We start from the raw sequence: 23,304 nt of genomic DNA on the forward strand, positions 1-23,304 counted from the left end.
TTTGGCACGCTGTTGAGTTCTCAAGGAACGGACGCTTCCTTTGTACTCACCCTCTCGGGCTTTCCTCCGGGCGCTTCCCTTCGGTGTTTCATTTTGTTCTTGCTGTTCTTGCGTTTCCGACTCTATCAGACTCTTTCGTGTCCGATTTCCCTCGGTGCCTTTCAGGTTTCCGCTCCGGCCTTTCGGCTTTCGCGTTTCCCTTTCCGGCGGTTCCGACTTTATCAGAGATTCTGAGTCGGAATTCCCCGCCCCGTTTGGGTTGCTCCGGGCACGTGAGTGCGGGGTGCTTCCCGTTCAGGCGGAGACGTAAACGTACTGGAGCGGGGCTCCCCGATGCAAATCGAGGCGCCCCGCTCCGGAACTGACGCAGTGTCGGGTCAGACCTCGACGACCACGGGAAGGATCATCGGGCGCCGACGGTAGTTGTCAGAGACCCACTTGCCCAGCGTGCGGCGGATGAGTTGCTGCAGCTGGTGGGGCTCCACGACGCCGTCCTGGGCCGACTTCTCCAGGACCTCCTGGACCCTCGGCATGACGGCGGAGAAGGCCGAGTCCTCGATACCGGAGCCGCGGGCCTGGATGTGCGGGCCCCCGGTGATCTTGCCGGTGCTGGAGTCCACCACCACGAAGACCGAGATGATGCCCTCGTCTCCGAGGATCCTGCGGTCCTTGAGTGAGGTCTCCGTGACGTCGCCGACCGAGAGGCCGTCCACGTACACGTATCCCGCCTGGACCTTGCCGACGATCTTCGCCTTGCCCTCGACGAGGTCGACGACGACGCCGTCCTCGGCGATCACGATGCGGTCGTGCGGGACGCCGGTGAGGGCGCCGAGCTCTGCGTTGGCACGCAGGTGGCGCCATTCGCCGTGCACCGGCATCAGGTTCTTGGGCTTGCAGATGTTGTAGAAGTACAGGAGCTCGCCGGCCGACGCGTGGCCGGAGACGTGCACCTTGGCGTTGCCCTTGTGGACGACGTTCGCGCCCCAGCGGGTCAGGCCGTTGATCACGCGGTAGACCGCGTTCTCGTTGCCGGGGATCAGCGACGACGCCAGGATCACCGTGTCGCCCTGGACGATGCGGATCTGGTGGTCGCGGTTGGCCATCCGGGAGAGGGCGGCCATCGGCTCGCCCTGCGAGCCCGTGCAGACGAGCACGACCTGGCTGTCGGGCAGGTCGTCGAGCGTCTTGACGTCGACCACCAGGCCCGGCGGGACCTTCAGATAACCGAGGTCCCTCGCGATGCCCATGTTGCGGACCATCGAGCGGCCCACGAAGGCGACCCTGCGGCCGTACTCGTGCGCCGCGTCCAGGATCTGCTGGATGCGGTGGACGTGGCTGGCGAAGCTCGCGACGATGATCCGCTTCTGGGCGCCGGCGAAGACGCCCCGGATCACGTTCGAGATGTCGCGCTCCGGCGGGACGAAGCCCGGGACCTCGGCGTTCGTCGAGTCGGAGAGAAGGAGGTCGATGCCCTCCTCGCTCAGCCGCGCGAACGCGTGCAGGTCGGTGAGGCGGCCGTCCATCGGCAGCTGGTCCATCTTGAAGTCGCCGGTGGCGACGACCATGCCCGCGGGGGTGCGGACGGCGACGGCCAGGGCGTCCGGGATGGAGTGGTTGACCGCGATGAATTCACAGTCGAACGGGCCAAGACGCTCGCGGTCGCCCTCGACGACCTCGAGCGTGTAGGGACGGATGCGGTGCTCCTGGAGCTTCGCCTCGATGAGCGCGAGGGTCAGCTTGGAGCCGATCAGCGGGATGTCCGGCTTCTCGCGAAGGAGATACGGGACACCGCCGATGTGGTCCTCGTGGCCGTGCGTGAGCACGATGCCGTCGATGTCGTCGAGGCGGTCCCTGATGGACGTGAAGTCCGGCAGGATCAGGTCGATTCCGGGCTGCTCCTCCTCGGGGAAGAGCACTCCGCAGTCGACGATCAGCAGGCGACCGTTGTACTCGAAGACGGTCATGTTGCGGCCGATCTCACCGAGGCCGCCGAGCGGGGTGACCCGCAGGCCGCCCTTCGGGAGCTTCGGCGGGGCGCCGAGTTCAGGATGCGGATGACTCAAAAGACTCTCCTCACCACACGCGCCACGTACCTCCAGGGCACGTGGCGCGCATGACGTTCGTGCAGTAGCAGTTGTTTGGTGTGGGTGCAGGACCGTGTCAGTCGGTGTCCCGCGGTGTTTCGCGTATTCAGTTGTGAAGTCTGTGGTTAGAGCTGTACCCCGCCGGCGGCCAGATCGATCTTGAGCTGGGCCGTCTCGTCGGGCGACAGTTCGACCAGGGGCAGCCGCAGCGGGCCCGCGGGGCGGCCCTGCAAGGTGAGCGCCGCCTTGGTGGTGATCACACCCTGCGTGCGGAACATGCCCGTGAAGACCGGGAGCAGCTTCTGGTGGATCTCGGTGGCCTTCTGCACGTCACCCGTGGAGTACGCGTCAAGCATCGCGCGCAGTTCCGGGGTGACCACATGGCTCACGACGGAGACGAAGCCGCAGGCGCCGACGGAGAGCAGCGGGAGGTTCAGCATGTCGTCGCCGGAGTACCAGGCGAGGCCGGAGCGGGCGATGGCCCAGCTGGCGCGGCCGAGATCGCCCTTGGCGTCCTTGTTGGCGACGATCCGCGGGTGATGGGCGAGGCGGACGATCGTCTCGGTGTTGATCGGTACGCCACTGCGGCCGGGAATGTCGTAGAGCATGACCGGCAGCTCGGTGCTGTCGGCGATCGCGGTGAAATGCCTGAGCAGGCCCTCTTGCGGCGGCTTGTTGTAGTACGGCGTGACCGTAAGGAGGCCGTGGGCGCCTGCACGAGCCGCGTCACGGGCGAGCTCGATGCTGTGGCGGGTGTCGTTCGTGCCGACGCCCGCGACGACATGGGCCCGGTCTCCGACCGCTTCCACCACTGCTCGTACGAGCTCGGCTTTCTCCGCGTTACTGGTGGTCGGGGACTCACCAGTGGTGCCGTTGATGACGAGGCCGTCGTTGCCTGCGTCCACCAAGTGGGCGGCGAGCCGCTGCGCGCCGTCGAGGTCAAGTGCGCCATCCGCCGTAAAGGGCGTGACCATGGCGGTGAGGACCCTCCCGAAGGGGGTCTGCGGAGTGGAGGTCGGAGCCATGGGTAACACGCTACTCGCTGCTCAACGCGTGGTCCCCCCTCGGGGGATGTGTGCGGACCTGACAAGTGAGGAGCCCGGCACTGCCTGCTCGGGGGTTCAAGCAGTGCCGGGTCCGTTTGATCAGGCTAGATGAACTTCCCGAAATGCCGCAATACGGACACCTCGCTCAGCCCACCCGTACATCAGTGCCTTAGGGAGCCACGCGAGCGCCTTACGGAGCCACACGACCATTGCCGTTGAAGGCCGCGTGCGTGAGGGGCATGAGCTTGGCCCAGTGCTCCTCCATCCTCTCGCCGACCATCTCGATCTCCCGCTGCGGGAAGGACGGGACCTTGGCGAGCTCGTGCTGCGTACGCAGGCCGAGGAAGTGCATCAGCGAACGGGCGTTGCACGTCGCGTACATCGACGAGAAGAGGCCGACCGGCAGGACCGCGCGGGCGACCTCGCGGGCGACGCCGGCGGCGAGCATCTCCTGGTAGGCCTCGTACGCCTTCACGTACGAGTCCTCCATGACGCGGGTCGTGAGCTCCTGCTGGGCCTGGGTGCCCTCCACGAAGACGTACTTCCCGGGGCGGCCTTCCTGGACCAGCTTGCGGGACTCGTCGGGGACGTAGAACGTCGGCTCGAGCTCCCTGTAGCGACCGGATTCCTCGTTGTACGACCAGCCGACGCGGTGCCGCATGAACTCGCGGAAGACGAAGATCGGGGCGCTGATGAAGAACGTCATCGAGTTGTGCTCGAAGGGGCTGCCGTGGCGGTCCCGCATCAGGTAGTTGATCAGGCCCTTCGAGCGCTCCGGGTCCTTCTGGAGCTCCTCCAGGGACTGCTCACCGGCAGTGGAGACACGGGCGGCCCACAGGACGTCGGAGTCGGTCGCGGCATGCTTCACCAGCTCGACGGTGACCTCGCTGCGGAAGCTGGGCTTGAGGTCTTCGGTGGGGGTCTCGCTCACTGGCGGGGGTCCTTCCATGTGCATCACTCGGGCGGCGCCCACTCTATGGCCCGGCACTGACAATCGGCCGTTCGGTGTCTCGCCACGACAATCTTCAGCGAATTTGGCGAAACCGGGCACCATTTGGGTCTTTCGAGCGTCTGTATAGACAACAGAGATACGTTCGAGTCGCGTGAGGAGAAGCGCACCCCATGTTCCGTCGGCGCGAGCCCGTTCCGTTCGCCTTCATCGCCGAAGCCGACCAGTTCCGCAGCAATGTCACTCCCCCACCCCGAGAGCGCCCGTCGACCTCTCAGGTCGTGGGCCGCACCCTGATCGGCCTGGTCGTGGTCGCCGGACTCGCGGGTTCCCTGCTGGTCGGCATGCCCGCCGTGTCGCCCGAGCAGTCACCCGCACAGACCCAGCAGTCCGAAGCCTCGAACGGTCGATGACGACCCCAGAGGGCCCCTGACTCTCCCCCACTGCCCCAAAGGCGTGGGAGGTACCCCCTTGGCCCCCCAAGGGTGGTCGGCCGGAGCCGGGCTCGGTAGCCTCACCGGGCACAGCCCGTGCGTGGATTGAGTGAGGATTCAGTCGTGCCCCTGCCCTTCCTGACGGCGGACCGCGCCTTTGACGAGACGGCGGACGACGCCGCGCTGCCGTTCGACGACCGTGACCACTGGCGGCGGCCCTACCGGCCGGGCCCATGGCGGGTGGGAGCGGCCGCGCTGCTTCTGCTGCTCGCCGCGTTCGTCCTCGTCGCCGCCGTGATCATCGCGTTCGCGGACTCACTGGCGGGTGCCGCGATCTGCGCGGGACTCGCGGTGGCCGTCATCGTGAGCGCGCTGCGGCTGCTGCGGATGGGCACCTGGGTGAGCGCACACGGGTTGCGTCGGGTGGCCTTCCTGACGACGCAGACCGTGCCGTGGGCGCAGGTCGTGACGGTGCGCACGACGCAGCAGCCCGTGCGGTGGCTCGGGCTGCCCCGCACCGTGCAGGGGCAGGCGCTCATCCTCGTACAGCGCGATCAGCGGGCCGGGGGCCGGCCTCCGTTGCTCACCGACCGCAATGCCGACTTCCTGGCCCGGCACGCGGCCTTCAACCGGGCGGCCGACTCCATCGAGGTGTGGGCCGACGAGTACCGGCCCACCGCCTGAGTCAGGCGTTCACCGGCCGACCGGCATGCAGCGCGATCGCGCGCTGCATCGCCTGTCGCGCGCGCGGGGTGTCCCGGGCGTCGTGATAGGCGACGGCGAGGCGGAACCAGCAGCGCCAGTCGTCCGGTGAGTCCTCGGTCTCGGCCTTGCGCCGCGCGAAGACCTCGTCGGCCGAGTCGCGGTCGATGCGGCCGCCGGGCGTGCGCTTCAACTCGTCGACGGGCAGGCCGCCTTCGGCTTCAAGTTCCGCGGCGAGGCGGTTGGCGCGCTGGACGAACTGGGTGTTCTTCCAGAGGAACCAGACGCCGATGAACGGCAGGATGAGCACCGCCACACCGAACGTGATGGTCAGGGCGGTGCCGTGCTGTATCAGGAGCACGCCGCGGCTGCCGACCAGGACGAAGTAGACGACCAGGACGGCAGCCGTGACGGCGTAAGTGATCTTTGCTCGCATGAGGGTCAGTTCAGCTCGGTTCGGCCCGCGTCAGTTCAGGTCCAGGAAGTGTTCCAGGCCGAAGGTCAGGCCCGGAGTGCTCACCACACGCCGTACGCCGAGCAGGATGCCCGGCATGAAGCTGCTGTGGTGCAGCGAGTCGTGCCGGACGGTGAGGGTCTCGCCCTCACTGCCGAGCAGCACCTCCTGGTGGGCCAGGAGGCCGCGCAGGCGCACGGAGTGCACCGGCACGCCGTCGACGTCCGCGCCGCGGGCGCCGTCGAGCGCCGTCGAGGTGGCGTCGGGCTGCGGGGCGCTGCCCGCCTCCCTGCGGGCCTCGGCGATGAGCTGGGCGGTGCGGGTGGCGGTGCCGCTGGGGGCGTCGGCCTTGTTCGGGTGGTGCAGCTCGACGACCTCGACGGACTCGAAGTACGGCGCCGCGAGCTGCGCGAACTTCATGGTGAGCACAGCGCCGATGGAGAAGTTCGGGGCGATCAGGACGCCCGTCTTCGGCGATGCGGCCAGCGAGGCCTCCAGCTGCGCGACGCGCTCGTCCGTCCAGCCCGTCGTACCGACCACGGCGTGGATGCCGTGCCGCACGCAGAAGTCCAGGTTGCCCAGCACCGCGTCGGGGTTGGTCAGTTCGACCACGACCTGGGCGCCGGTCTCCACCAGCGTGTCCAGCGAGTCGTCCCGGCCGAGGGCGGCGACCAGTTCGAGGTCGTCGGCGGCTTCGACGGCTCGGACGGCCTCGGAGCCGATCCGGCCCTTGGCTCCGACGACCGCCACGCGCAGCTTGCTCATGTGCCTGATTCCTTAAGGGGTTTAAGGGGGTTAGGAGACCACGTCGTGCAGACGGGCGGCCTGCTTGTCCTTGAGCGGGCCGATGGCCGAGAGCGACGGACGGTGGCCGAGGACATCGCGGGCGACCTCACGGACGTCGTCCGGGGTGACCGCCGCGATCCTGGCCAGCATGTCGTCGACCGACATCTGCTCACCCCAGCACAGTTCGCTCTTGCCGATACGGTTCATCAGCGCGCCGGTGTCCTCGAGGCCGAGGACGGTGGAGCCCGCGAGCTGGCCGATCGCACGGCCGATCTCGTCGTCGCTCAGGCCGTTCTGCGCGACCTGGTCGAGTTCGTCGCGGCAGATCTTCAGTACGTCGTGCACCTGGCTCGGACGGCAGCCCGCGTACACACCGAAGAGGCCGGTGTCGGCGAAGCCCGACGTGTACGAGTACACGCTGTAGGCAAGGCCGCGCTTCTCCCTGACCTCCTGGAAGAGGCGGGACGACATGCCGCCGCCGAGGGCGGTGTTCAGGACGCCCATGGCCCAGCGGCGCTCGTCCGTGCGGGCCAGGCCCGGCATGCCGAGGATGACGTGGGCCTGCTCGGTCTTGCGGTTGATGACCTCGACGCGGCCCGCCGTGCGCAGGGCGCGCGAGCCCTGGCGCGGGATGACCGGCGTCGCGTCGGTGCGGTGCAGGGCGCCCGCCTTCTCGAAGGCGGCACGGACCTGACGTACGACCTTGTTGTGGTCGACGTTGCCCGCGGCCGCGACGACCAGATGGGTCGGGTCGTAGTGCTTCTTGTAGAAGCGGCGGATCCGGTCCGCGTTGAGGGCGTTGACCGTCTCCTCGGTGCCCAGGACGGGGCGGCCGAGAGGCGTGTCGCCGAGCATCGTGTGCGCGAACAGGTCGTGCACGCAGTCGCCCGGGTCGTCCTCGGTCATCGCGATCTCTTCGAGGATGACGCCGCGCTCGGCGTCGACGTCCTCCTGGAGGATCAGGGAGCCCGTCAGCATGTCGCAGACGACGTCGATGGCGAGCGGCAGGTCGGTGTCGAGCACGCGTGCGTAGTAGCACGTGTACTCCTTGGCCGTGAAGGCGTTCATCTCGCCGCCGACCGCGTCGAGCGCGGCCGAGATGTCGAGGGCGCTGCGCTTCTTGGTGCCCTTGAAGAGCAGGTGCTCCAAGTAGTGCGTGGCGCCGTTCAGGGCCGGCGTCTCGTCGCGGGATCCGACGTTCGCCCAGATCCCGAAGGTCGCCGAGCGTACGGAGGGCAGGGTCTCGGTGACGACGCGCAGGCCGCCCGGCAGTGTCGTACGGCGGACCGTGCCGATGCCGTCCTTGCCCTTGAGGAGGGTTTGGGTACGGGCGACGGCCCGCCCCTCCGAAGAGGGGCGGGCCGTCGTCGTGGTGCTACTCGACGTCACTTGTCGGTGTCGTCCTTCGTCTCGTCGCCCTCTTCGCCCTCGACCACGGGGATGAGGGAGAGCTTGCCGCGGGAGTCGATCTCGGCGATCTCGACCTGGACCTTCTGGCCCACGCCGACGACGTCCTCGACGTTCTCCACGCGCTTGCCGCCGGCGAGCTTACGGATCTGCGAGATGTGCAGCAGACCGTCCTTGCCCGGCATCAGGGACACGAACGCACCGAAGGTGGTGGTCTTGACGACCGTACCCAGGTAGCGCTCGCCGACCTCCGGCATGGTCGGGTTGGCGATGCCGTTGATCGTGGCGCGGGCGGCCTCGGCCTGCGAGCCCTGCGCGGCACCGATGTAGATGGTGCCGTCGTCCTCGATCGTGATGTCGGCGCCGGTGTCCTCCTGGATCTGGTTGATCATCTTGCCCTTCGGGCCGATGACCTCACCGATCTTGTCCACCGGGATCTTGACGGTGATGATGCGCGGCGCGTTCGGGGACATCTCGTCCGGAACGTCGATCGCCTCGTTCATCACGTCGAGGATGTGCAGACGCGCGTCACGGGCCTGCTTCAGCGCGGCGGCCAGGACCGAGGCGGGGATGCCGTCGAGCTTGGTGTCGAGCTGAAGCGCGGTCACGAACTGCTTCGTACCGGCGACCTTGAAGTCCATGTCACCGAACGCGTCCTCCGCACCGAGGATGTCGGTGAGGGCGACGTAGTGCGTCTGGCCGTCGATCTCCTGGGAGATCAGGCCCATGGCGATACCCGCGACGGCGGCCTTCAGCGGCACACCGGCGTTGAGCAGCGACATCGTGGAGGCACAGACCGAGCCCATGGACGTCGAGCCGTTCGAACCGAGGGCCTCGGAGACCTGACGGATCGCGTACGGGAAGTCCTCGCGCGAGGGGAGAACCGGCACGATCGCGCGCTCGGCGAGCGCGCCGTGGCCGATCTCGCGGCGCTTGGGCGAACCGACGCGGCCGGTCTCGCCGACCGAGTACGGCGGGAAGTTGTAGTTGTGCATGTAGCGCTTGCGCGTCACCGGCGAGAGGGTGTCGAGCTGCTGCTCCATGCGGAGCATGTTGAGGGTGGTGACGCCCAGGATCTGGGTCTCGCCACGCTCGAACAGCGCCGAACCGTGCACGCGCGGGATGGCCTCGACCTCGGCGGCGAGCGTACGGATGTCCGTGACGCCGCGGCCGTCGATGCGGACCTTGTCCTTGATGACGCGCTCACGGACCAGGTTCTTGGTCAGCGCGCGGTAGGCACCGGAGATCTCCTTCTCGCGGCCCTCGAACTGCGGGAGCAGCTTCTCGGAGGCGATCTCCTTGACGCGGTCGAGCTCGGCCTCGCGCTCCTGCTTGCCGGCGATCGTCAGGGCCTGCGAGAGCTCCGACTTCACGGCGGCCGTGAGGGCCTCCAGGACGTCGTCCTGGTAGTCCAGGAAGACCGGGAACTCGCCGGTGGGCTTGGCGGCCTTGGCGGCGAGGTCCGACTGGGCCTTGCAGAGCGCCTTGATGAAGGGCTTCGCGGCCTCGAGACCGGCGGCGACGACCTCCTCCGTGGGGGCCTCCGCGCCGTCCTTGACGAGCTGGATGGTCTTCTCGGTGGCCTCGGCCTCGACCATCATGATCGCGACGTCGCCGTCCTCGAGGACGCGACCGGCGACGACCATGTCGAAGACGGCGTCCTCAAGCTCGGTGTGCGTCGGGAAGGCGACCCACTGACCCTTGATGAGCGCCACACGCGTGCCGCCGATCGGGCCCGAGAAGGGCAGGCCGGCCAGCTGCGTGGAGCAGGAGGCGGCGTTGATCGCGACCACGTCGTACAGGTGGTCGGGGTTGAGCGCCATGATCGTCTCGACGATCTGGATCTCGTTGCGCAGGCCCTTCTTGAAGGAAGGACGCAGCGGGCGGTCGATCAGGCGGCAGGTCAGGATCGCGTCCTCGGAGGGGCGACCCTCACGACGGAAGAACGAACCGGGGATCTTGCCGGCGGCGTACTGCCGCTCCTCGACGTCCACCGTGAGGGGGAAGAAGTCGAGCTGGTCCTTGGGCCGCTTGGAAGCGGTGGTGGCCGACAGCACCATGGTGTCATCGTCCAGGTACGCGACGGCGGAGCCTGCGGCCTGCTTGGCCAGGCGGCCCGTCTCGAAGCGGATGGTGCGGGTGCCGAAAGTGCCGTTGTCGATAACAGCCTCGGCGTAGTGGGTCTCGTTCTCCACTAGCGTTTTCTCCGTTACTTGTCGTCTTTCGTCCCCTGGCCCGTGTGGCACGGGGACGGTGGCGGAGAAGCGCTCCTACTGGTGCGGGCCGGTCTTCGATCGAAGCACCCGGGTGGTACACGTTCGCCCGATGGCCGAGTCCCCTCGACGCTCGAGCTCTCCCTGTACTCCGGGGGCCACTACCGAGGACCGGCGGCGGCTTTCCTTGAGGTGCGCTTCTCCTCGTTCAGTTGACGTCGTCCCGTCGCCATGTGCGACGCCGTTACGTCGTTGGACCGTGCAGTCCGATTCTGCCCAGTCCGATACAGGTGTGCGTATGACGTTGTGCGACCAGACTACAAAGCGCCGGTGACACTTCGCACGTACAGCATGCGTACATCACGCACGGCACGCTTGCATACAGCAAAGGGAGCGGCCCCCTCTTGCGTGGGAACCGCCCCCTTCACGATGTCTTACTTAGCGCCCGCCGCACCGCGACGGATGCCCAGACGGTCCACCAGCGCACGGAAGCGCTTGATGTCCTTGCGGGCAAGGTACTGCAGCAGACGGCGACGCTGACCGACCAGGATCAGCAGACCACGACGGGAGTGGTGGTCGTGCTTGTGGGTCTTGAGGTGCTCGGTCAGGTCCGAGATACGGCGCGAGAGCATGGCGACCTGGACCTCGGGGGAGCCGGTGTCGCCCTCCTTCTGGCCGAACTCGGTCATGATCTGCTTCTTCGTAGCGGCGTCGAGCGACACGCTTACTCCTCGTAGTCTTTTCGTGGCCACCGAGTGCCCCTGGTCTAAATCTCAGGGGAGCTTCCGTAACTCGGGAGGCGAGGTCCGCTGGGCGCTGCCTCCAGGTCCTCGTCAGAGGGGGTCCGGGGGCGCGTACACATACGGCCGCTACACAGGATACCAGTCGGCGCGAGAGCGGCTGACAGGGCTCCTGTCCAGTCCCGCGCGCAACGGTTCCATTCCGTCCTGGACCCCTTCGATCCCCACTCAGGACCCTTCGCCCCCCCAGTGTGCCGTAGGCCGTCCCCTCCCCGGGGCCCCTTTCCTCCCGGTGCCACTCCTCGGGGGCGAAGAAGATCCGGCCGTGCTCGAACGCGGTGAGCTCGAAGCCCTTGAGCGTGCCGCCGACTCCCCTGACGAAGTTCCTGTCCGCGGCGGTGTCCGGGATCTCGTCCGGTGCCCGCCTGGCAGCCGTCGGGTTCTTCGCCTCTTGCGCACGGTCGCCGGACACCGCCCAGAGGATGCCACCGCCCGCGCCCAGGACGATGACCGCCAACACCGTGGCCAACACCGAACTGCCGGGACCTGGCAGTGATCGCAGGATCGCGCACGTCCCGGACCCGCCAAGTAGGCTGAGCAAACGGTTGGTTCGCTCATGTGGAAGGGGCCGTCGCACCATGGCCGAGGCACAGGACGAGGACATCAAGGCCCGCAAGGAGCGCGAGAAGAACGAGCTCTACGCCCTTGATATCTCCGGGGTCGAGTGGCACAGCGCGCCCGGTACCGAGGAGGCCGAGGAGCGGGTCGAGATCGCTTACCTGCCGCAGGGCGCTGTCGCGATGCGGTCGTCGCTCGACCCCGAGACCGTGCTGCGCTACACCGAGGCGGAGTGGACCGCTTTCGTACTCGGGGCGCGGGACGGGGAGTTCGATCTGGAGCCGTCGCCTCATGCCGGAGGGGCACCTGCGGGGGGAGCCGGTTCGGGTGGAGCCGGTGAGGCTGGAGTTACGGGGTGACTGGCTGACCCGGGTGTCGTCCCGTAGGTGATCTACGGCGGTCACTCGTGCGGGTCGCTTGCCGAAAGAGGGGAGAGGCGGTCCACCGCTCCTCCCCTCTTTCGGTTTGTCGAAAAACAGGCCCTCGGCATGCGTTCGGCGCGCATGGCGAGTGATCACTTGAGCGTGGCGGGTGGGTACTTCGCCGGAAGGACGGGCATGCTCCGGCTCTCCAATTTGCGACCCCTTGTCGCTTGTTGGGGTGGTTTGCCTCTGCTGTTTCCAGGGTGCGGTGAGCTTCGGGGTGGGGAGTGACACAAAGGACAGCATTCGTGGGGCGGACTGCCCTGCCGTGCTGGTGGTTTTGGTGATTAGGCTGGGACAGGGCGCAACGCCAGAACCCGCGAGTGGGTGGTGCGCGTCCCCAACGGGGAGAGCCAAGGCGGATCGGACGACAGGAACGGTCGCCCCCCACCACGGCACGAGGGTGCTCGACCACACCAGGAGGCATTGTGAACAGCGATCGGGACGAGATCCGCGGGGGCTGGGACACACCCGTCGATGATCAGTCCGACGCGGAGTCCGCTGCCGAGACGACGGGCGAGTTCACCATCGACTACGCCCCGCCCGCCTGGTACACGCAGAACGCGTCCGGCAGTGCGGGGGAGACTCCTTCGGCGCCGCCCGCCTCCTCGACGGCCTCCTCGCCTGCCACTCCACCTGTCCCTCCGCCCGCGGCTGCCGATGAGCCGGTCGCTCCTGCCGTTGCTCCTGAGCCTGAGGCTCCGCCGGTCGGGCGGCCCGTCGCTGTGCCGAAGCTGCCCGTGGGGAGCGGGTTCCAGCCGCAGACGGACTGGGCTGCGCCGGTCGCTCCCGCACCCACGTCCACGCCCGCTCCAGCCTCGTCACCTGAAGCTTCCCCCTCCCCGGCTCCGGCCGCCCCTGAGGGCGGTTCACCTTCGGGCGGTGCTGCCGACTGGAGCGGTGCTGTTGCTGGTGTCGCCTCCTCCGTGCATGTGACCGGTGTCGTTCCGAAGCCTGAGGTCGCGCCTGAGCCTGAGGCTGAGGTCGCTCCGGAGCCGGAGCCGGAGCCGGAGGTCGAGCCGGAGCCTGTGCCCTCGCCTCCCGCTTCGGTCGCGCCCATCGCCGAGCCCGTTGCCGACAGCAGTGGCGATCTTGAGAGTGGCGCCACCATGAGGTTCTCCGCTGTCGCCCTGAAGCGGGAGATCGAGGAGCGGGCCGCCGCAAAAGCTCCGCGGGACGATGCCGAAACCGCGGAAACAGCAGACGCGGATGCCTCGGACGAGGTTGACGACTCGGTCTCCGAGCCGTCTGTTGGCGCGAAGAGCGATCTTTCCTCTGGCGACGGCGGCGAGAGCGACGCCTACGGCGTTTCTGCTGCCGACGACGAGAGCTTCGACTCTGTCGATGAGATCTCGGGCCTTGTCGGTGCGGACTCCGGCGATCCCGGTGATGTCGACAGCGCCGATGCCGCCGACGCCGTTGACGAGATCGGTGATGTCTCCCCTCAGGACGCTGTGCCTGATGCGCCCGCCGATGACGTGCAGGACTCCGTTCCGCCCTCCTGGACTCCGCCGCCCGCGCCGCACGGTGGGCTTCCGCCACTGCCGCCCGCCTTCCAGCCCGCCGCGCCCACGTCGGCGCCGCAGTGGCCCGTGCCTGTCCAGGCCTCGACGCCGCCGGGCGCGGAGCCGACGCCCGCTGCCGAACCCGTACAGCCGCCTGTGCCGCAGCGGGCCGAGTCGGCGCCTGAGCCCGCGCCCGCACCTGCACCTATGCCTGCGCCCGTTCAGCCGCCTGCTCCTCAGATCACGCCTCCGGCGTGGCCCTCGCCCACCGGTCCGGTGGCTCCGTCACCGGTCGCGCCCGCGCCCTCACCTACTGCTGACGCTCCGATGCCGCCGAGTGGGTACGGATTCCCACAGCAAGGTGCGCCTGCTCCGCAAGCGCCTGCTCCGTCCGCCGGGTATGGGTTCCCGCAGGCCGGACCTCCTGCGCCTGGCCCCTCGGCCCCTCCGCCGCAGGGTAGTTACGGGTTCCCGCAGCAGGGTGCCGCCCCGGTACCGCCGACCGGGTACGGCTTCCCGCAGCAAGGCGCTCCCGTTCCGGCCGACCCCAACTCCCCTGCCCCGCAGGGTAGTTACGGGTTCCCTCAGCCGCCTGCGCCCCAGGCCCAGCAGCCTCTTCCGGCCCAGCAGCAGCCCCAAGCTCAACCGCAGCCCCAGCCGCCTGCCCCCGTACAGCCGCAGCAACAACAGCCTCAGCAGCCGTTCCCGGCTCAGCACCAGCCCCAAGCTCAGCCCCAGCCGCAGGCGCAGCCCCCGGCTCAGCCTCAGCCGCCCATCGACCCCCGCACCGGTGCCGCCTGGCCGCAGGCCGTGCAGCACGACCAGCGGGAGCGGACCAACCCCGGGGCGCCCCTCGGGTACACCGCCGCCGTCGAGCTGTCCTCCGACCGGCTGCTGCGCAACAACAAGCCGAAGGCCAAGAGCAGCCGGCCCGCTGCCGGCGGGTCCCGGTTCAAGCTCGGCGGCAAGAAGGAAGAGGCCGAGCGGCAGCGGAAGTTGGAGCTGATCCGGACTCCGGTTCTGTCCTGCTACCGCATCGCCGTCATCAGCCTCAAGGGCGGCGTCGGCAAGACGACCACGACCACCGCCCTCGGCTCCACGCTCGCCACCGAGCGACAGGACAAGATCCTCGCCATCGACGCCAACCCCGACGCGGGCACCCTCGGCCGCCGGGTGCGGCGCGAGACCGGGGCCACCATCCGTGACCTCGTCCAGGCGATCCCGTACCTCAACTCGTACATGGACATCCGCCGCTTCACCTCACAGGCCGCGTCCGGGCTCGAGATCATCGCCAACGACGTCGATCCGGCCGTGTCGACCACGTTCAACGACGAGGACTACCGGCGCGCGATCGACGTACTCGGCAAGCAGTACCCGATCATCCTGACCGACTCGGGTACGGGGTTGCTCTACAGCGCCATGCGGGGCGTTCTCGATCTCGCCGATCAGCTGATCATCATTTCCACGCCGTCCGTGGATGGCGCCAGCAGCGCGTCCACGACCTTGGACTGGCTGTCGGCCCATGGGTACGCCGATCTCGTCTCGCGGTCGCTCACCGTCATCTCGGGAGTGCGCGAGACCGGCAAGATGATCAAGGTCGATGACATCGTGTCCCACTTCGAGACGCGGTGCCGGGGCGTTGTCGTCATCCCGTTCGACGAGCATCTCGCCGCCGGTGCCGAGGTTGATCTCGACATGATGCGGCCGAAGGTGCGGGAGGCGTACTTCAACCTCTCCGCGTTGGTTGCCGAGGACTTCGTGCGGGCTCAGCAGCAGCAGGGGCTCTGGACGTCCGACGGCAATCCGCCTCCGGTCGTGGCGCCGCCCCTGCCGGGGCAGGGGGGCTATCCCGGGCAGCAGGCCCCTGGACAGCAGGCTCCCGCCCCTGGGCAGCAGCCGTACGGTGGGCAAGCGCCACAGCCCGGGCAGGCGCCACAGCCCGGACAGGGTCCGCAGCACGGGCAAGCGCCCTATCCGGGGCAGGCACCGCACCCGGGACAGGCACCGTATCCGGGGCAAGCCCCCCAGCAGGCTTACGCTCCTCAGCAGCCGCAGCCTCAGCCGCAGCCCGGCGGGCAGCCCTACCCCCAGCAGCCGGGGGCTCCGCAGGGGTGGCAGAATGCCGCACCTCCGCAGGCACCTGCGGCTCCGGGGCCGGGTCAGCCGTACCAGGCGCCTCACGGTCAGCCGCAGCAGCCGCAGCCGCAGCCGCAGCCGGGGCAGATGCCTCCCGGTCAGCCCCAGGGTGGGCAGGCGCCGCCGCCCGTTCAGCCTGCGCAGCCGTTCCAGCCCGGGGCCCCCTATCAGCCGCAGCCCCCCGCGCCGGAAGCGCCCGAAGCACCCGAAGCGCCGCAGCAGTAGCCCCCGCCTGTCCCAACTGGGCCCGCACCAACTCCTGGTGCGGGCCCAGTCACGTTCCCCGGCCCCTCGCAGCCTCCGCCGGCGAACAGACTTTCCCACCCACCCGTCCACCCGTTTGTCCCACAGCGTCGACCAAGCGACGTGGAGCACCGGGGCGGGCCCCGCCCCAGAACTCCCCCACCTGCCCCTCCCCTCACCGTCACCCCCCGACCAGCCACGCTTCACAGGTCTTGACCAATGCGGATGAATTACGGGTCAACTCGTTATTTCCGCAGGCCACATGGGGTTCACCTGCCGTTGACTGGCACAGACTGGCGCTGGTAGACACACACATCAACCAGCCGGCGTTACTTGATCAACTAGCCATCTCTGCGCGAGCGATGACGCGAGGTCACCGACCCATGGATACACAAGATCAGCACGGCAGAACACGGACAGGGACACGGGCAGGGACACGGGCAGGGACACAGGCTCACCGCCCCACCCACGTGCACCCCGGAACGCCACCACGCCTCCGTCTCCTCCTGGCAGGCGGAGCCGCCGCCCTCGCTCTGACCGCGGGGCTCGCCTCGCCCCTCAACCCGGCTCCGGACCAGGCCGAGGCCAAGGCGGACGGCAAGCAGACCCTCACTGTCGCGGTGGCCCAGAGCGTCGACTCCCTCAGCCCCTTCCTCGCCCAGCGGCTGCTCAGCACCAGCATCCTCCGCCTCACGAACGAGTACCTGACGAACTACGACGCCAAGGACAACCACGCGGTCCCGGGCTTCGCCACCAAGTGGAAGCCCTCCGCGGACAAGCTGACCTGGACGTACACCATCCGGGACGACTCCAAGTGGTCGGACGGCAAGAAGGCGACGGCCGAGGACGCGGCCTGGACGTTCAACAAGCTGATGTCCAAGCAAGGCACCGCCACCGCCAACTCCGGCTTCGTCGCCAACTTCAAGAAGGTGACCGCTCCCAGTCCCACCGAGCTGGTCGTCGAGCTGAAGAAGCCGCAGGCCACCATGGCCGCCCTCGACGTGCCGATCGTCCCGAAGCACGTCTGGGAGAAGGTCGGGGACATCTCCAAGTTCAACAACGACAAGACCTTCCCCATCGTCGGCAACGGCCCCTTCGTCCTCACGGACTACAAGACCGACCAGTACGTGAAGCTGAAGGCCAACAAGAACTTCTGGCGCGGCGCGCCCAAGTTCGACGAGCTGGTCTTCAAGACGTACAAGGACCAGGACGCGGCCGTCGCGGCGCTCAAGAAGGGCGAGGTCTCCTTCGTGGCCGGCCAGCCCGCCCTCACTCCGGCGCAGGCATCCGAGCTCAAGGGCACCGAGAACGTCAAGGTGAACGACGGGCCCGGTCGGCGCTTCTTCGCGCTCGCCACCAACCCCGGAGCCCAGACCCGCGACCACAAGAAGTTCGGTGACGGCAACCCGGCCCTCCTGGACAAGAAGGTCCGTCAGGCGCTCTTCCTCTCCGTGGACCGTGCGGCGCTGGTCGACAAGGTCTTCCAGGGGCAGGCCGTCGAGGGTGAGGGGTATATTCCGCCGCGCTTCTCCGAGTACGCCTGGAAGCCCTCCGCCGACCAGAAGCTGTCGTACGACCCCAAGAAGGCGGCCCAACTCCTCGACGAGGCGGGCTACAAGAAGAACAGCGACGGCAAGCGCGTCGGCAAGAACGGCAAGCCGCTCGACTTCCGCATCCTGTGTCACGCCACCGACCCGAACGACAAGGCCGTGGGCAAGTACCTCAAGGAGTGGTGGGGGGATCTCGGGATCGGGCTCAAGGTCAACTGCCTCGATGACGTGTCCGTGCCCTGGTACGCGGGTGAGTACGATCTCGCCTTCGACGGCTGGTCGGTCAACCCCGACCCCGACTTCGTCCTCGGCATCCACGCCTGCAACGCGCTCCCGGTGAAGGCCAAGGAGAGCGCCGCGACGGACAACTTCATCTGCGACAAGAAGTACGACGAGCTCTACAACAAGCAGCTGGCCGAGTACGACCCGGCCAAGCGCGCGAAGACCGTCAAGGAGATGCAGTCCTGGCTCTACGACTCCGGGTACATGAACATCCTTGCGTACCCGAACGCCGTCGAGGCCTACCGCACCGACCAGATCAAGTCCATCACCACCATGCCGACGGCCGCGGGCAACATCTACGGCCAGGACGGTTACTGGTCCTGGTGGTCAGCGGTGCCCGCGGATGGGAAGAGTTCCTCCAAGGATGGAAGCTCGACCGGTGTCATCATCGGTATCGCCGCCGCCGCGGTGGTGCTCGTCGGCGGTGGAGTCCTGTTCGCCCTGCGCCGCCGTTCGACCGCAGAGGACCGCGAGTAACGCATGACCGCTGACAGCAATCCCGCACTGCTCGACACCGAGGGCGCCGCGGCGACCGACGATCCGGTATCCGCCGGACCGTCGGCCCGCGGCCCCCGGGCCCGGAACACCCGCGCCTATCTCCTGTACGTGGCGGGCAAGCTGGGCGGCGCCGCCGTCTCGCTGTTCGCCGTCCTCGTCACCAGCTTCTTCCTGTTCCGTCTCATTCCGGGCGACCCGGTGAAGCAGATGACGGGCGGAAAGCGCGTATCGGCCGAACAGCTGGACGCGATGCGCAAGGAGTTCGGCCTCGACCAACCGGTCATGACGCAGTTCTTCGACTACTGCGGCAAAGCGCTGACCGGCGACTTCGGCACCTCGTACCAGTTCCACACGCCGGTGATGGACAAGATCACCGACGCGCTGCCCGCGACGCTCCTGCTCACCGGCACCGCGTTCGTGCTCTACACCCTCATCGGCATCTGGCTCGGCACCCGCACGGCCTGGCGCAACGGACAGCTCGGGGACCGCGTCCACACGGGCCTGGCGCTCACCCTCTACTCCGTGCCGTCCTTCTGGCTCGGGCTCCTGCTCATCATCACCTTCTCGGTCGGGGTCGGTCCCATCCCCGGGCTCTTCCCGACCGGCGGACTCGAATCGGGGGGTGAGACGGGCGTCGCGTACGTCATCGACGTCGCGCACCACATGGTGCTCCCCGTCATCACCCTGGTGGCGGTCGGATACGCGCAGACACTCCTCGTCATGCGCTCGTCCCTCCTCGACGAGATGGGCAGCGACTATCTGACGACCGCGCGCGCCAAGGGGCTGCGGGACGACCTCGTACGTCGCCGCCATGCCGTCCCCAACGCGATGCTGCCCACCGTCACGCTGATGTTCGTGAACCTCGGCACGGTGGTGGCGGGCGCGATCCTCGTCGAGACCGTCTTCTCCTGGCCCGGGCTCGGCGGGCTCTTCTACGCCGCGCTCAGCGTGCCGGACCTGCCCCTCGTCCAAGGCCTGTTCTTCATCTTCTCCGCCGCGGTGATCCTGATGAACACCCTGGCCGACGTGATCTATCCGTTGCTCGATCCCCGGGTGGGCCGATGACGACCGAATCCGCACCGACCACCCCGCCGACCACTCCGCCGACGGCCCCGCTGAAGAGCGCGCGGTCCCTCGCCCGGGCCCGCAGACGGCACTCGGCCGCCCGTTTCTGGCGCGAGTACCGCACCCACAAGGCCGGGCTCTTCGGGCTTGTCGCACTCGTCCTGATCGCGCTCGTCGCCGTCTTCGCACCGCTCCTTGTCGGCTCGGACGCGCAGAACGTGACCGACGCGCCGGGCAAGCCCATGGAGTCGCCGAGCGGCGAATTCCCCCTGGGCACCGATCAGTTCGGGCGTGATCTGCTCGGGCTCCTGGTGTACGGCGCGCGGATGTCGTTGACCGTCGGGCTGCTCGCCGCCGTGCTCTCGGTGACCATCGGCACCCTCGTGGGGATCACCGCAGGGCACTTCAAGGGCTGGTACTCCACCGTCATCATGCGCGTCACCGACTGGTTCCTCGTGATGCCGACGCTGGTGCTCGCCATCGCGCTCGCCGCGGTGATGTCCGGATCGATCTGGACGATCATCCTGGCGATCGGCGTGACGACCTGGCCGACGACCGCGCGACTGGTCCGCGCCCAGACCCTGGCGGTGGAGTCGCGCCCGTACATCGAGCGCGCACAGGCGCTCGGCGGCGGCCACGGCCACATCATGACCCGGCACGTCCTGCCCAACGTCATGCCGCTCGTCCTCGCGCAGACCACCCTCGTCATCTCCAACGCCATCCTCACCGAGGCGACGCTCGCCTTCCTGGGCCTCGGCGACCCCACGGGCGTCTCCTGGGGCGGACTGCTCCAGGACGCGCGCGAGGCGGGCGCGGTCAGTGCGGGCGACTGGTGGTACCTCGCTCCGCCCGGACTCGCCATCGCCGTGGTGGCACTCGCGTTCACACTGTGCGGGCGCGCCGTGGAGTCCGTGCTCAACCCCAGGCTGGGGGTCTCCCGTTGAGCAGCTCGACCGAAGAGACAAAGACGGAGACCAGGGTGACGGAACAGCGCCTCCTCGACGTAAGAAATCTCGAAGTGACGTACGCGTCAGGGGCAGCCGCCGTGCGCGGCGTGAACCTCTCGGTCGACGCGGGCCAGAAGCTCGGCGTCGCGGGCGAGTCCGGCTGCGGCAAGTCGACGCTCGCGCTTGCGCTGCTGCGGCTGCTGCCCGCTGGTACGAAGGTGACCGGCGAGGTCCTGCTCGACGGCGAGGACGTCCTCGCCATGAAGTGGGGCCAGGTCCGGGCGGTCCGCTGGGCGGGCGCGTCGATCGTCTTCCAGGGCGCGATGCACTCGCTCAACGCCGTGCACCGCATCGGGGACCAGATCACCGAGCCGATCCTGCTGCACAAGAAGGCGACACCGGCGGGCGCGCGGAAGAAGGCCGGGGAACTGCTCGAACAGGTGGGTCTTCCCGCCGCTCGTGCGGAGGCGTATCCGCACGAGCTTTCGGGCGGTCAGCGCCAGCGGGTGATGATCGCGATGGCGCTCGCCTGCGATCCGCGCCTGATCATCGCCGACGAGCCGACGACCGCCCTGGACGTGATGATCCAGGCGCAGATCCTGCGTCTGATCGAGCAGCTGGTGGCCGAGCAGGACCTGGGCCTGATCATGATCAGCCATGACCTCGCGGTGCTCTCCGACACCTGCGACCGGCTCGCGGTGATGTACGCGGGCCGCGTCGTGGAGGAGGGCCCGGCCTCCGAGGTCTACGAGAACGCCCGGCACCCGTACGGAAAAGCCCTGTCCGCCGCCTTCCCGCGCATCGGCGACACGGCGTCCCGCTTCGCGCCGCGCGGCCTGCCCGGCGACCCGCCCGACCCCTCCGCGCTCCCCACGGGCTGCACCTTCCACCCGCGCTGCGAGGTCGCCCTGGACTCCTGCACCACGGAGGACCAGGCGCTGCGGGACGCGGGTCCGCGGCACCGCGCGGCATGCGTGCACGCGGGCGCGCAGCTTCCGGCGCAGCCGACATCGGCACCGACGACGGCGGAGCGGACGTCGTGAGCAGCGCGAGCCCCGACAGATCACGCACCGAGGAGCAGCGACGCATGACCACCGATGATTCACCGCTGTCGGCTGATTCACCGCTGTCGGCTGATCCCCCGCCTGCTGCCGATCCCCTGCTCTCGGCGGGCGATCTGCACATCACGTTCCCCGGCCGCCGTGGCGCGCCGCCCGCGCGGGCCGTGGACGGCGTCGACCTCGACATCAAGCCGGGCGAGATCGTGGCCCTGGTCGGCGAGTCGGGCTGCGGCAAGACGACCCTGGCCCGCTCCCTGCTCGGCCTGGTGTCGCCCACGTCCGGCAAGGTGACGTTCGGCGGCAAGCCGCTCGACTACTCGGGCCGCGCCCTGAAGGCGTACCGCAAACGCGTCCAGCTGGTCCTTCAGGACCCCAGCGGGTCGCTGAATCCGCGGCACACGGTGTACGAGGCTGTCGCGGAGGGCCTGCGCATCCACGGGTACGGGGGCGACGAGCGGGCGGCGGTCGCGGACGCCCTGTCACGGGCTGGTCTGCGTCCGCCCGACCGGTTCTTCCTGCGCTATCCGCACGAGCTGTCGGGCGGTCAGCGCCAGCGCGTCGTCATCGCGGGCGCGCTCGTCCTGGAGCCCGAACTGATCGTCGCGGACGAGCCGGTGGCCTCGCTCGACGCGTCCGTACGCGGCGAGATCCTCGCGCTGCTGCTCAGGCTCCGCGACGAACTGGGCCTGTCCGCACTCGTGGTGACGCACGATCTGGGACTCGCCTGGAACATCGCCGACCGTGTCGCGGTGATGTACCTGGGCCGGATCGTCGAGACGGGGACGGTGGAGGAGGTTCTGACGTCGCCTCAGCATCCGTACACACAGGCGCTGTTGTCGGTGCTTCCGGAGGCTCCCGGCTCCCCGGTGATCCTCACGGGTGAGCCGCCGGACCCGTCCCGCATCCCCGGCGGCTGCCGGTTCCACGCGCGCTGCCAGGTGCTCGCCTCGGGTGAGGCGGAAAGCGCCGGGGTGGCGGACCGCTGCCGGAGCGAGGACCTGCCGGTGTTGTCCGGCGGGGACGAGACGCAGGTTGCCTGTCACTGGGCAACGGCGCGTCTCAGCCCGTCCGGCGTCTGAGGACGGGCCCTCAGGGCGAGAGGGGGTACGGGGGTGCGGGGGGCCGAGCCCCCGCACCTCGCCGCTACTCGGCGGCTTCGATCAGCTCCCGCGACCGCTTCACGTCGTCCGCGATGGCGACAAGGAGCGAGTCGATCGAATCGAACTTCGCCTGGCCGCGCACGTAGGCCAGGAAGTCGACGGCGACGTGCAGGCCGTACAGGTCGAGCCCGACGCGGTCGATCGCGTACGCCTCGACCGTTCGTTCCGTCCCGTCGAACTGCGGGTTCGTCCCGACGGAGATCGCCGCGGGCATCGCCTCGCCCTGCGCGTGCAGCCATCCGGCGTAGACGCCGTCGGCGGGGATGGCGGTGTGCGGCAGTGTCTCCACGTTGGCGGTGGGGAAGCCCAGTTCACGCCCGCGCTGCGCGCCTCGTACGACGACGCCCTCGACGCGGTGCGGGCGGCCGAGGATCTCCGCCGCGCCCTGGACATCGCCCTCGGCGACCAGGCGCCGGGTGAGCGTGGAGGAGAAGGGCTCGCCGCCCCCGGCCTCGCCGCTCACGAACAGGTCGATGACGTCGACTTCGTAGTCGTACGTCGCTCCGAGCTCGGTCAGGAAGGCGACGTTGCCCGCGGCCTTGTGGCCGAAGCGGAAGTTGGGGCCCTCGACGACCAGGCGCGCGTGCAACTTGTCGACCAGGACCTTCACGACGAAGTCGGCGGGCGACAGCTTCGAGAACTCCGTGGTGAACGGCAGGATGAGCAGCGCGTCCACGCCGAGATCGGCCATGAGCTCGGCGCGCCGGTGGTGCGGGGCGAGCAGCGGCGGGTGGCTGCCGGGGCGCACGACCTCGGAGGGGTGCGGGTCGAAGGTGACGACCACGGCGGGCACACCGAGCTCACGGGCGCGTGCCACCGCACGGCCGATGATCAGCTGGTGCCCGCGGTGTACGCCGTCGTAGGAACCGATGGTGACGACGCTGCGCCCCCAGTCCTGGGGGATGTCCTCCAAGCCACGCCAGCGCTGCACTGTCTTTGCTCCTCGCCGAACCTGTATACGTCTGGGTACGTCCCATTGCCGATTGCGCAGGTCTAAGACTG

General features: G+C 68.7%; 18 protein-coding genes. 9 read left to right on the forward strand and 9 right to left on the reverse strand.

From position 1 onward, the window contains the following. Nucleotides 1–377 precede the first annotated feature (377 nt). From ACFVXC_RS24825 to thyX, 3 genes are all read right to left on the reverse strand, one after another. Nucleotides 378–2,063 (reverse strand): ribonuclease J, encoded by a 1,686-nt coding sequence (locus ACFVXC_RS24825; protein WP_389908720.1) that lies wholly within the window; start codon nucleotides 2,061–2,063, stop codon nucleotides 378–380. Between the two features lie 146 nt (nucleotides 2,064–2,209). Further along, nucleotides 2,210–3,109, reverse strand: coding sequence for a 4-hydroxy-tetrahydrodipicolinate synthase (gene dapA / locus ACFVXC_RS24830; RefSeq protein ID WP_389908722.1), 900 nt, complete (start codon nucleotides 3,107–3,109; stop codon nucleotides 2,210–2,212). Nucleotides 3,110–3,320: 211 nt separating this feature from the next. Beyond that, nucleotides 3,321–4,061 (reverse strand): FAD-dependent thymidylate synthase, encoded by a 741-nt coding sequence (gene thyX, locus ACFVXC_RS24835; RefSeq protein ID WP_389908725.1) that lies wholly within the window; start codon nucleotides 4,059–4,061, stop codon nucleotides 3,321–3,323. A gap of 191 nt (nucleotides 4,062–4,252) precedes the next feature. Between thyX and ACFVXC_RS24840 the strand changes: the two genes are divergently transcribed. Continuing rightward, nucleotides 4,253–4,492, forward strand: a complete 240-nt coding sequence (locus ACFVXC_RS24840) for a hypothetical protein (RefSeq protein WP_389908728.1) — start codon at nucleotides 4,253–4,255, stop codon at nucleotides 4,490–4,492. 144 nt (nucleotides 4,493–4,636) lie between these two features. Beyond that, a complete protein-coding gene (locus tag ACFVXC_RS24845) occupies nucleotides 4,637–5,197 on the forward strand; it encodes a hypothetical protein (RefSeq protein WP_389908730.1) in 561 nt (186 codons plus the stop codon). Between the two features lies 1 nt (nucleotide 5,198). On the opposite strand, the gene ACFVXC_RS24850 is transcribed toward ACFVXC_RS24845, so the two are convergent. The 5 genes from ACFVXC_RS24850 to rpsO form a co-directional block, all read right to left on the reverse strand. Continuing rightward, nucleotides 5,199–5,651 carry a hypothetical protein gene (locus tag ACFVXC_RS24850; RefSeq protein WP_389908733.1) on the reverse strand — a complete coding sequence of 151 codons (453 nt, stop codon included), beginning with the start codon at nucleotides 5,649–5,651 and terminating at the stop codon, nucleotides 5,199–5,201. Nucleotides 5,652–5,681: 30 nt separating this feature from the next. Continuing rightward, the gene (dapB, locus tag ACFVXC_RS24855) at nucleotides 5,682–6,434 is read right to left on the reverse strand and encodes a 4-hydroxy-tetrahydrodipicolinate reductase (RefSeq protein WP_389908736.1); all 753 of its coding nucleotides are present in this window, start codon (nucleotides 6,432–6,434) and stop codon (nucleotides 5,682–5,684) included. 30 nt (nucleotides 6,435–6,464) lie between these two features. Beyond that, complete coding sequence (locus ACFVXC_RS24860) at nucleotides 6,465–7,844, reverse strand: M16 family metallopeptidase (protein WP_389908739.1); 1,380 nt, start codon at nucleotides 7,842–7,844, stop codon at nucleotides 6,465–6,467. Then, nucleotides 7,841–10,057, reverse strand: a complete 2,217-nt coding sequence (locus ACFVXC_RS24865; protein WP_389908741.1) for a polyribonucleotide nucleotidyltransferase — start codon at nucleotides 10,055–10,057, stop codon at nucleotides 7,841–7,843. Before ACFVXC_RS24865 ends, ACFVXC_RS24860 begins: the two co-directional genes overlap by 4 nt. A gap of 452 nt (nucleotides 10,058–10,509) precedes the next feature. Further along, entirely contained in the window at nucleotides 10,510–10,797 is a 288-nt protein-coding gene (rpsO, locus tag ACFVXC_RS24870; RefSeq protein WP_383273224.1) for a 30S ribosomal protein S15, read from the reverse strand. Nucleotides 10,798–11,453: 656 nt separating this feature from the next. Between rpsO and ACFVXC_RS24875 the strand changes: the two genes are divergently transcribed. The 7 genes from ACFVXC_RS24875 to ACFVXC_RS24905 all read left to right on the forward strand — a co-directional run bounded on the left by ACFVXC_RS24875 (nucleotide 11,454) and on the right by ACFVXC_RS24905 (nucleotide 22,221). After that, a complete protein-coding gene (locus ACFVXC_RS24875; RefSeq protein ID WP_389908744.1) occupies nucleotides 11,454–11,792 on the forward strand; it encodes a DUF397 domain-containing protein in 339 nt (112 codons plus the stop codon). Between the two features lie 491 nt (nucleotides 11,793–12,283). Next, nucleotides 12,284–15,721, forward strand: coding sequence for an SCO5717 family growth-regulating ATPase (locus ACFVXC_RS24880; protein WP_389908747.1), 3,438 nt, complete (start codon nucleotides 12,284–12,286; stop codon nucleotides 15,719–15,721). A gap of 401 nt (nucleotides 15,722–16,122) precedes the next feature. Next, complete coding sequence (locus ACFVXC_RS24885) at nucleotides 16,123–18,048, forward strand: ABC transporter substrate-binding protein (protein ID WP_389908750.1); 1,926 nt, start codon at nucleotides 16,123–16,125, stop codon at nucleotides 18,046–18,048. 3 nt (nucleotides 18,049–18,051) lie between these two features. Then, nucleotides 18,052–19,134 carry an ABC transporter permease gene (locus ACFVXC_RS24890; protein WP_389908753.1) on the forward strand — a complete coding sequence of 361 codons (1,083 nt, stop codon included), beginning with the start codon at nucleotides 18,052–18,054 and terminating at the stop codon, nucleotides 19,132–19,134. Further along, entirely contained in the window at nucleotides 19,131–20,078 is a 948-nt protein-coding gene (locus ACFVXC_RS24895) for an ABC transporter permease (protein ID WP_389908756.1), read from the forward strand. The genes ACFVXC_RS24890 and ACFVXC_RS24895 overlap by 4 nt, the downstream gene beginning before the upstream one ends. Beyond that, complete coding sequence (locus ACFVXC_RS24900; protein WP_389908758.1) at nucleotides 19,967–21,124, forward strand: ABC transporter ATP-binding protein; 1,158 nt, start codon at nucleotides 19,967–19,969, stop codon at nucleotides 21,122–21,124. Before ACFVXC_RS24895 ends, ACFVXC_RS24900 begins: the two co-directional genes overlap by 112 nt. 44 nt (nucleotides 21,125–21,168) lie before the next feature. Continuing rightward, nucleotides 21,169–22,221, forward strand: a complete 1,053-nt coding sequence (locus ACFVXC_RS24905) for an oligopeptide/dipeptide ABC transporter ATP-binding protein (protein WP_389908761.1) — start codon at nucleotides 21,169–21,171, stop codon at nucleotides 22,219–22,221. 64 nt (nucleotides 22,222–22,285) lie between these two features. Here ACFVXC_RS24905 and ACFVXC_RS24910 read toward each other — a convergent pair whose 3' ends face one another. Beyond that, nucleotides 22,286–23,233: a bifunctional riboflavin kinase/FAD synthetase gene (locus ACFVXC_RS24910; protein WP_389908764.1), complete on the reverse strand. Its 948-nt coding sequence runs from the start codon at nucleotides 23,231–23,233 to the stop codon at nucleotides 22,286–22,288. Nucleotides 23,234–23,304: the final 71 nt, after the last annotated feature.

It is taken from the genome of Streptomyces sp. NPDC058257, assembly GCF_042881845.1.
Taxonomy (GTDB): domain Bacteria; phylum Actinomycetota; class Actinomycetes; order Streptomycetales; family Streptomycetaceae; genus Streptomyces.

Bases quoted from the DNA above. Each gene is read 5' to 3' on its own strand.
- ACFVXC_RS24850 (WP_389908733.1), bottom strand. From the start codon at position 5,651: ATGCGAGCAAAGATCACTTACGCCGTCACGGCTGCCGTCCTGGTCGTC.
- ACFVXC_RS24885 (WP_389908750.1), top strand. From the start codon at position 16,123: ATGGATACACAAGATCAGCACGGCAGAACACGGACAGGGACACGGGCA.
- dapB (WP_389908736.1), bottom strand. From the start codon at position 6,434: ATGAGCAAGCTGCGCGTGGCGGTCGTCGGAGCCAAGGGCCGGATCGGC.
- ACFVXC_RS24895 (WP_389908756.1), top strand. From the start codon at position 19,131: ATGACGACCGAATCCGCACCGACCACCCCGCCGACCACTCCGCCGACG.
- ACFVXC_RS24905 (WP_389908761.1), top strand. From the start codon at position 21,169: ATGACCACCGATGATTCACCGCTGTCGGCTGATTCACCGCTGTCGGCT.
- ACFVXC_RS24875 (WP_389908744.1), top strand. From the start codon at position 11,454: ATGGCCGAGGCACAGGACGAGGACATCAAGGCCCGCAAGGAGCGCGAG.
- ACFVXC_RS24840 (WP_389908728.1), top strand. From the start codon at position 4,253: ATGTTCCGTCGGCGCGAGCCCGTTCCGTTCGCCTTCATCGCCGAAGCC.
- ACFVXC_RS24890 (WP_389908753.1), top strand. From the start codon at position 18,052: ATGACCGCTGACAGCAATCCCGCACTGCTCGACACCGAGGGCGCCGCG.
- dapA (WP_389908722.1), bottom strand. From the start codon at position 3,109: ATGGCTCCGACCTCCACTCCGCAGACCCCCTTCGGGAGGGTCCTCACC.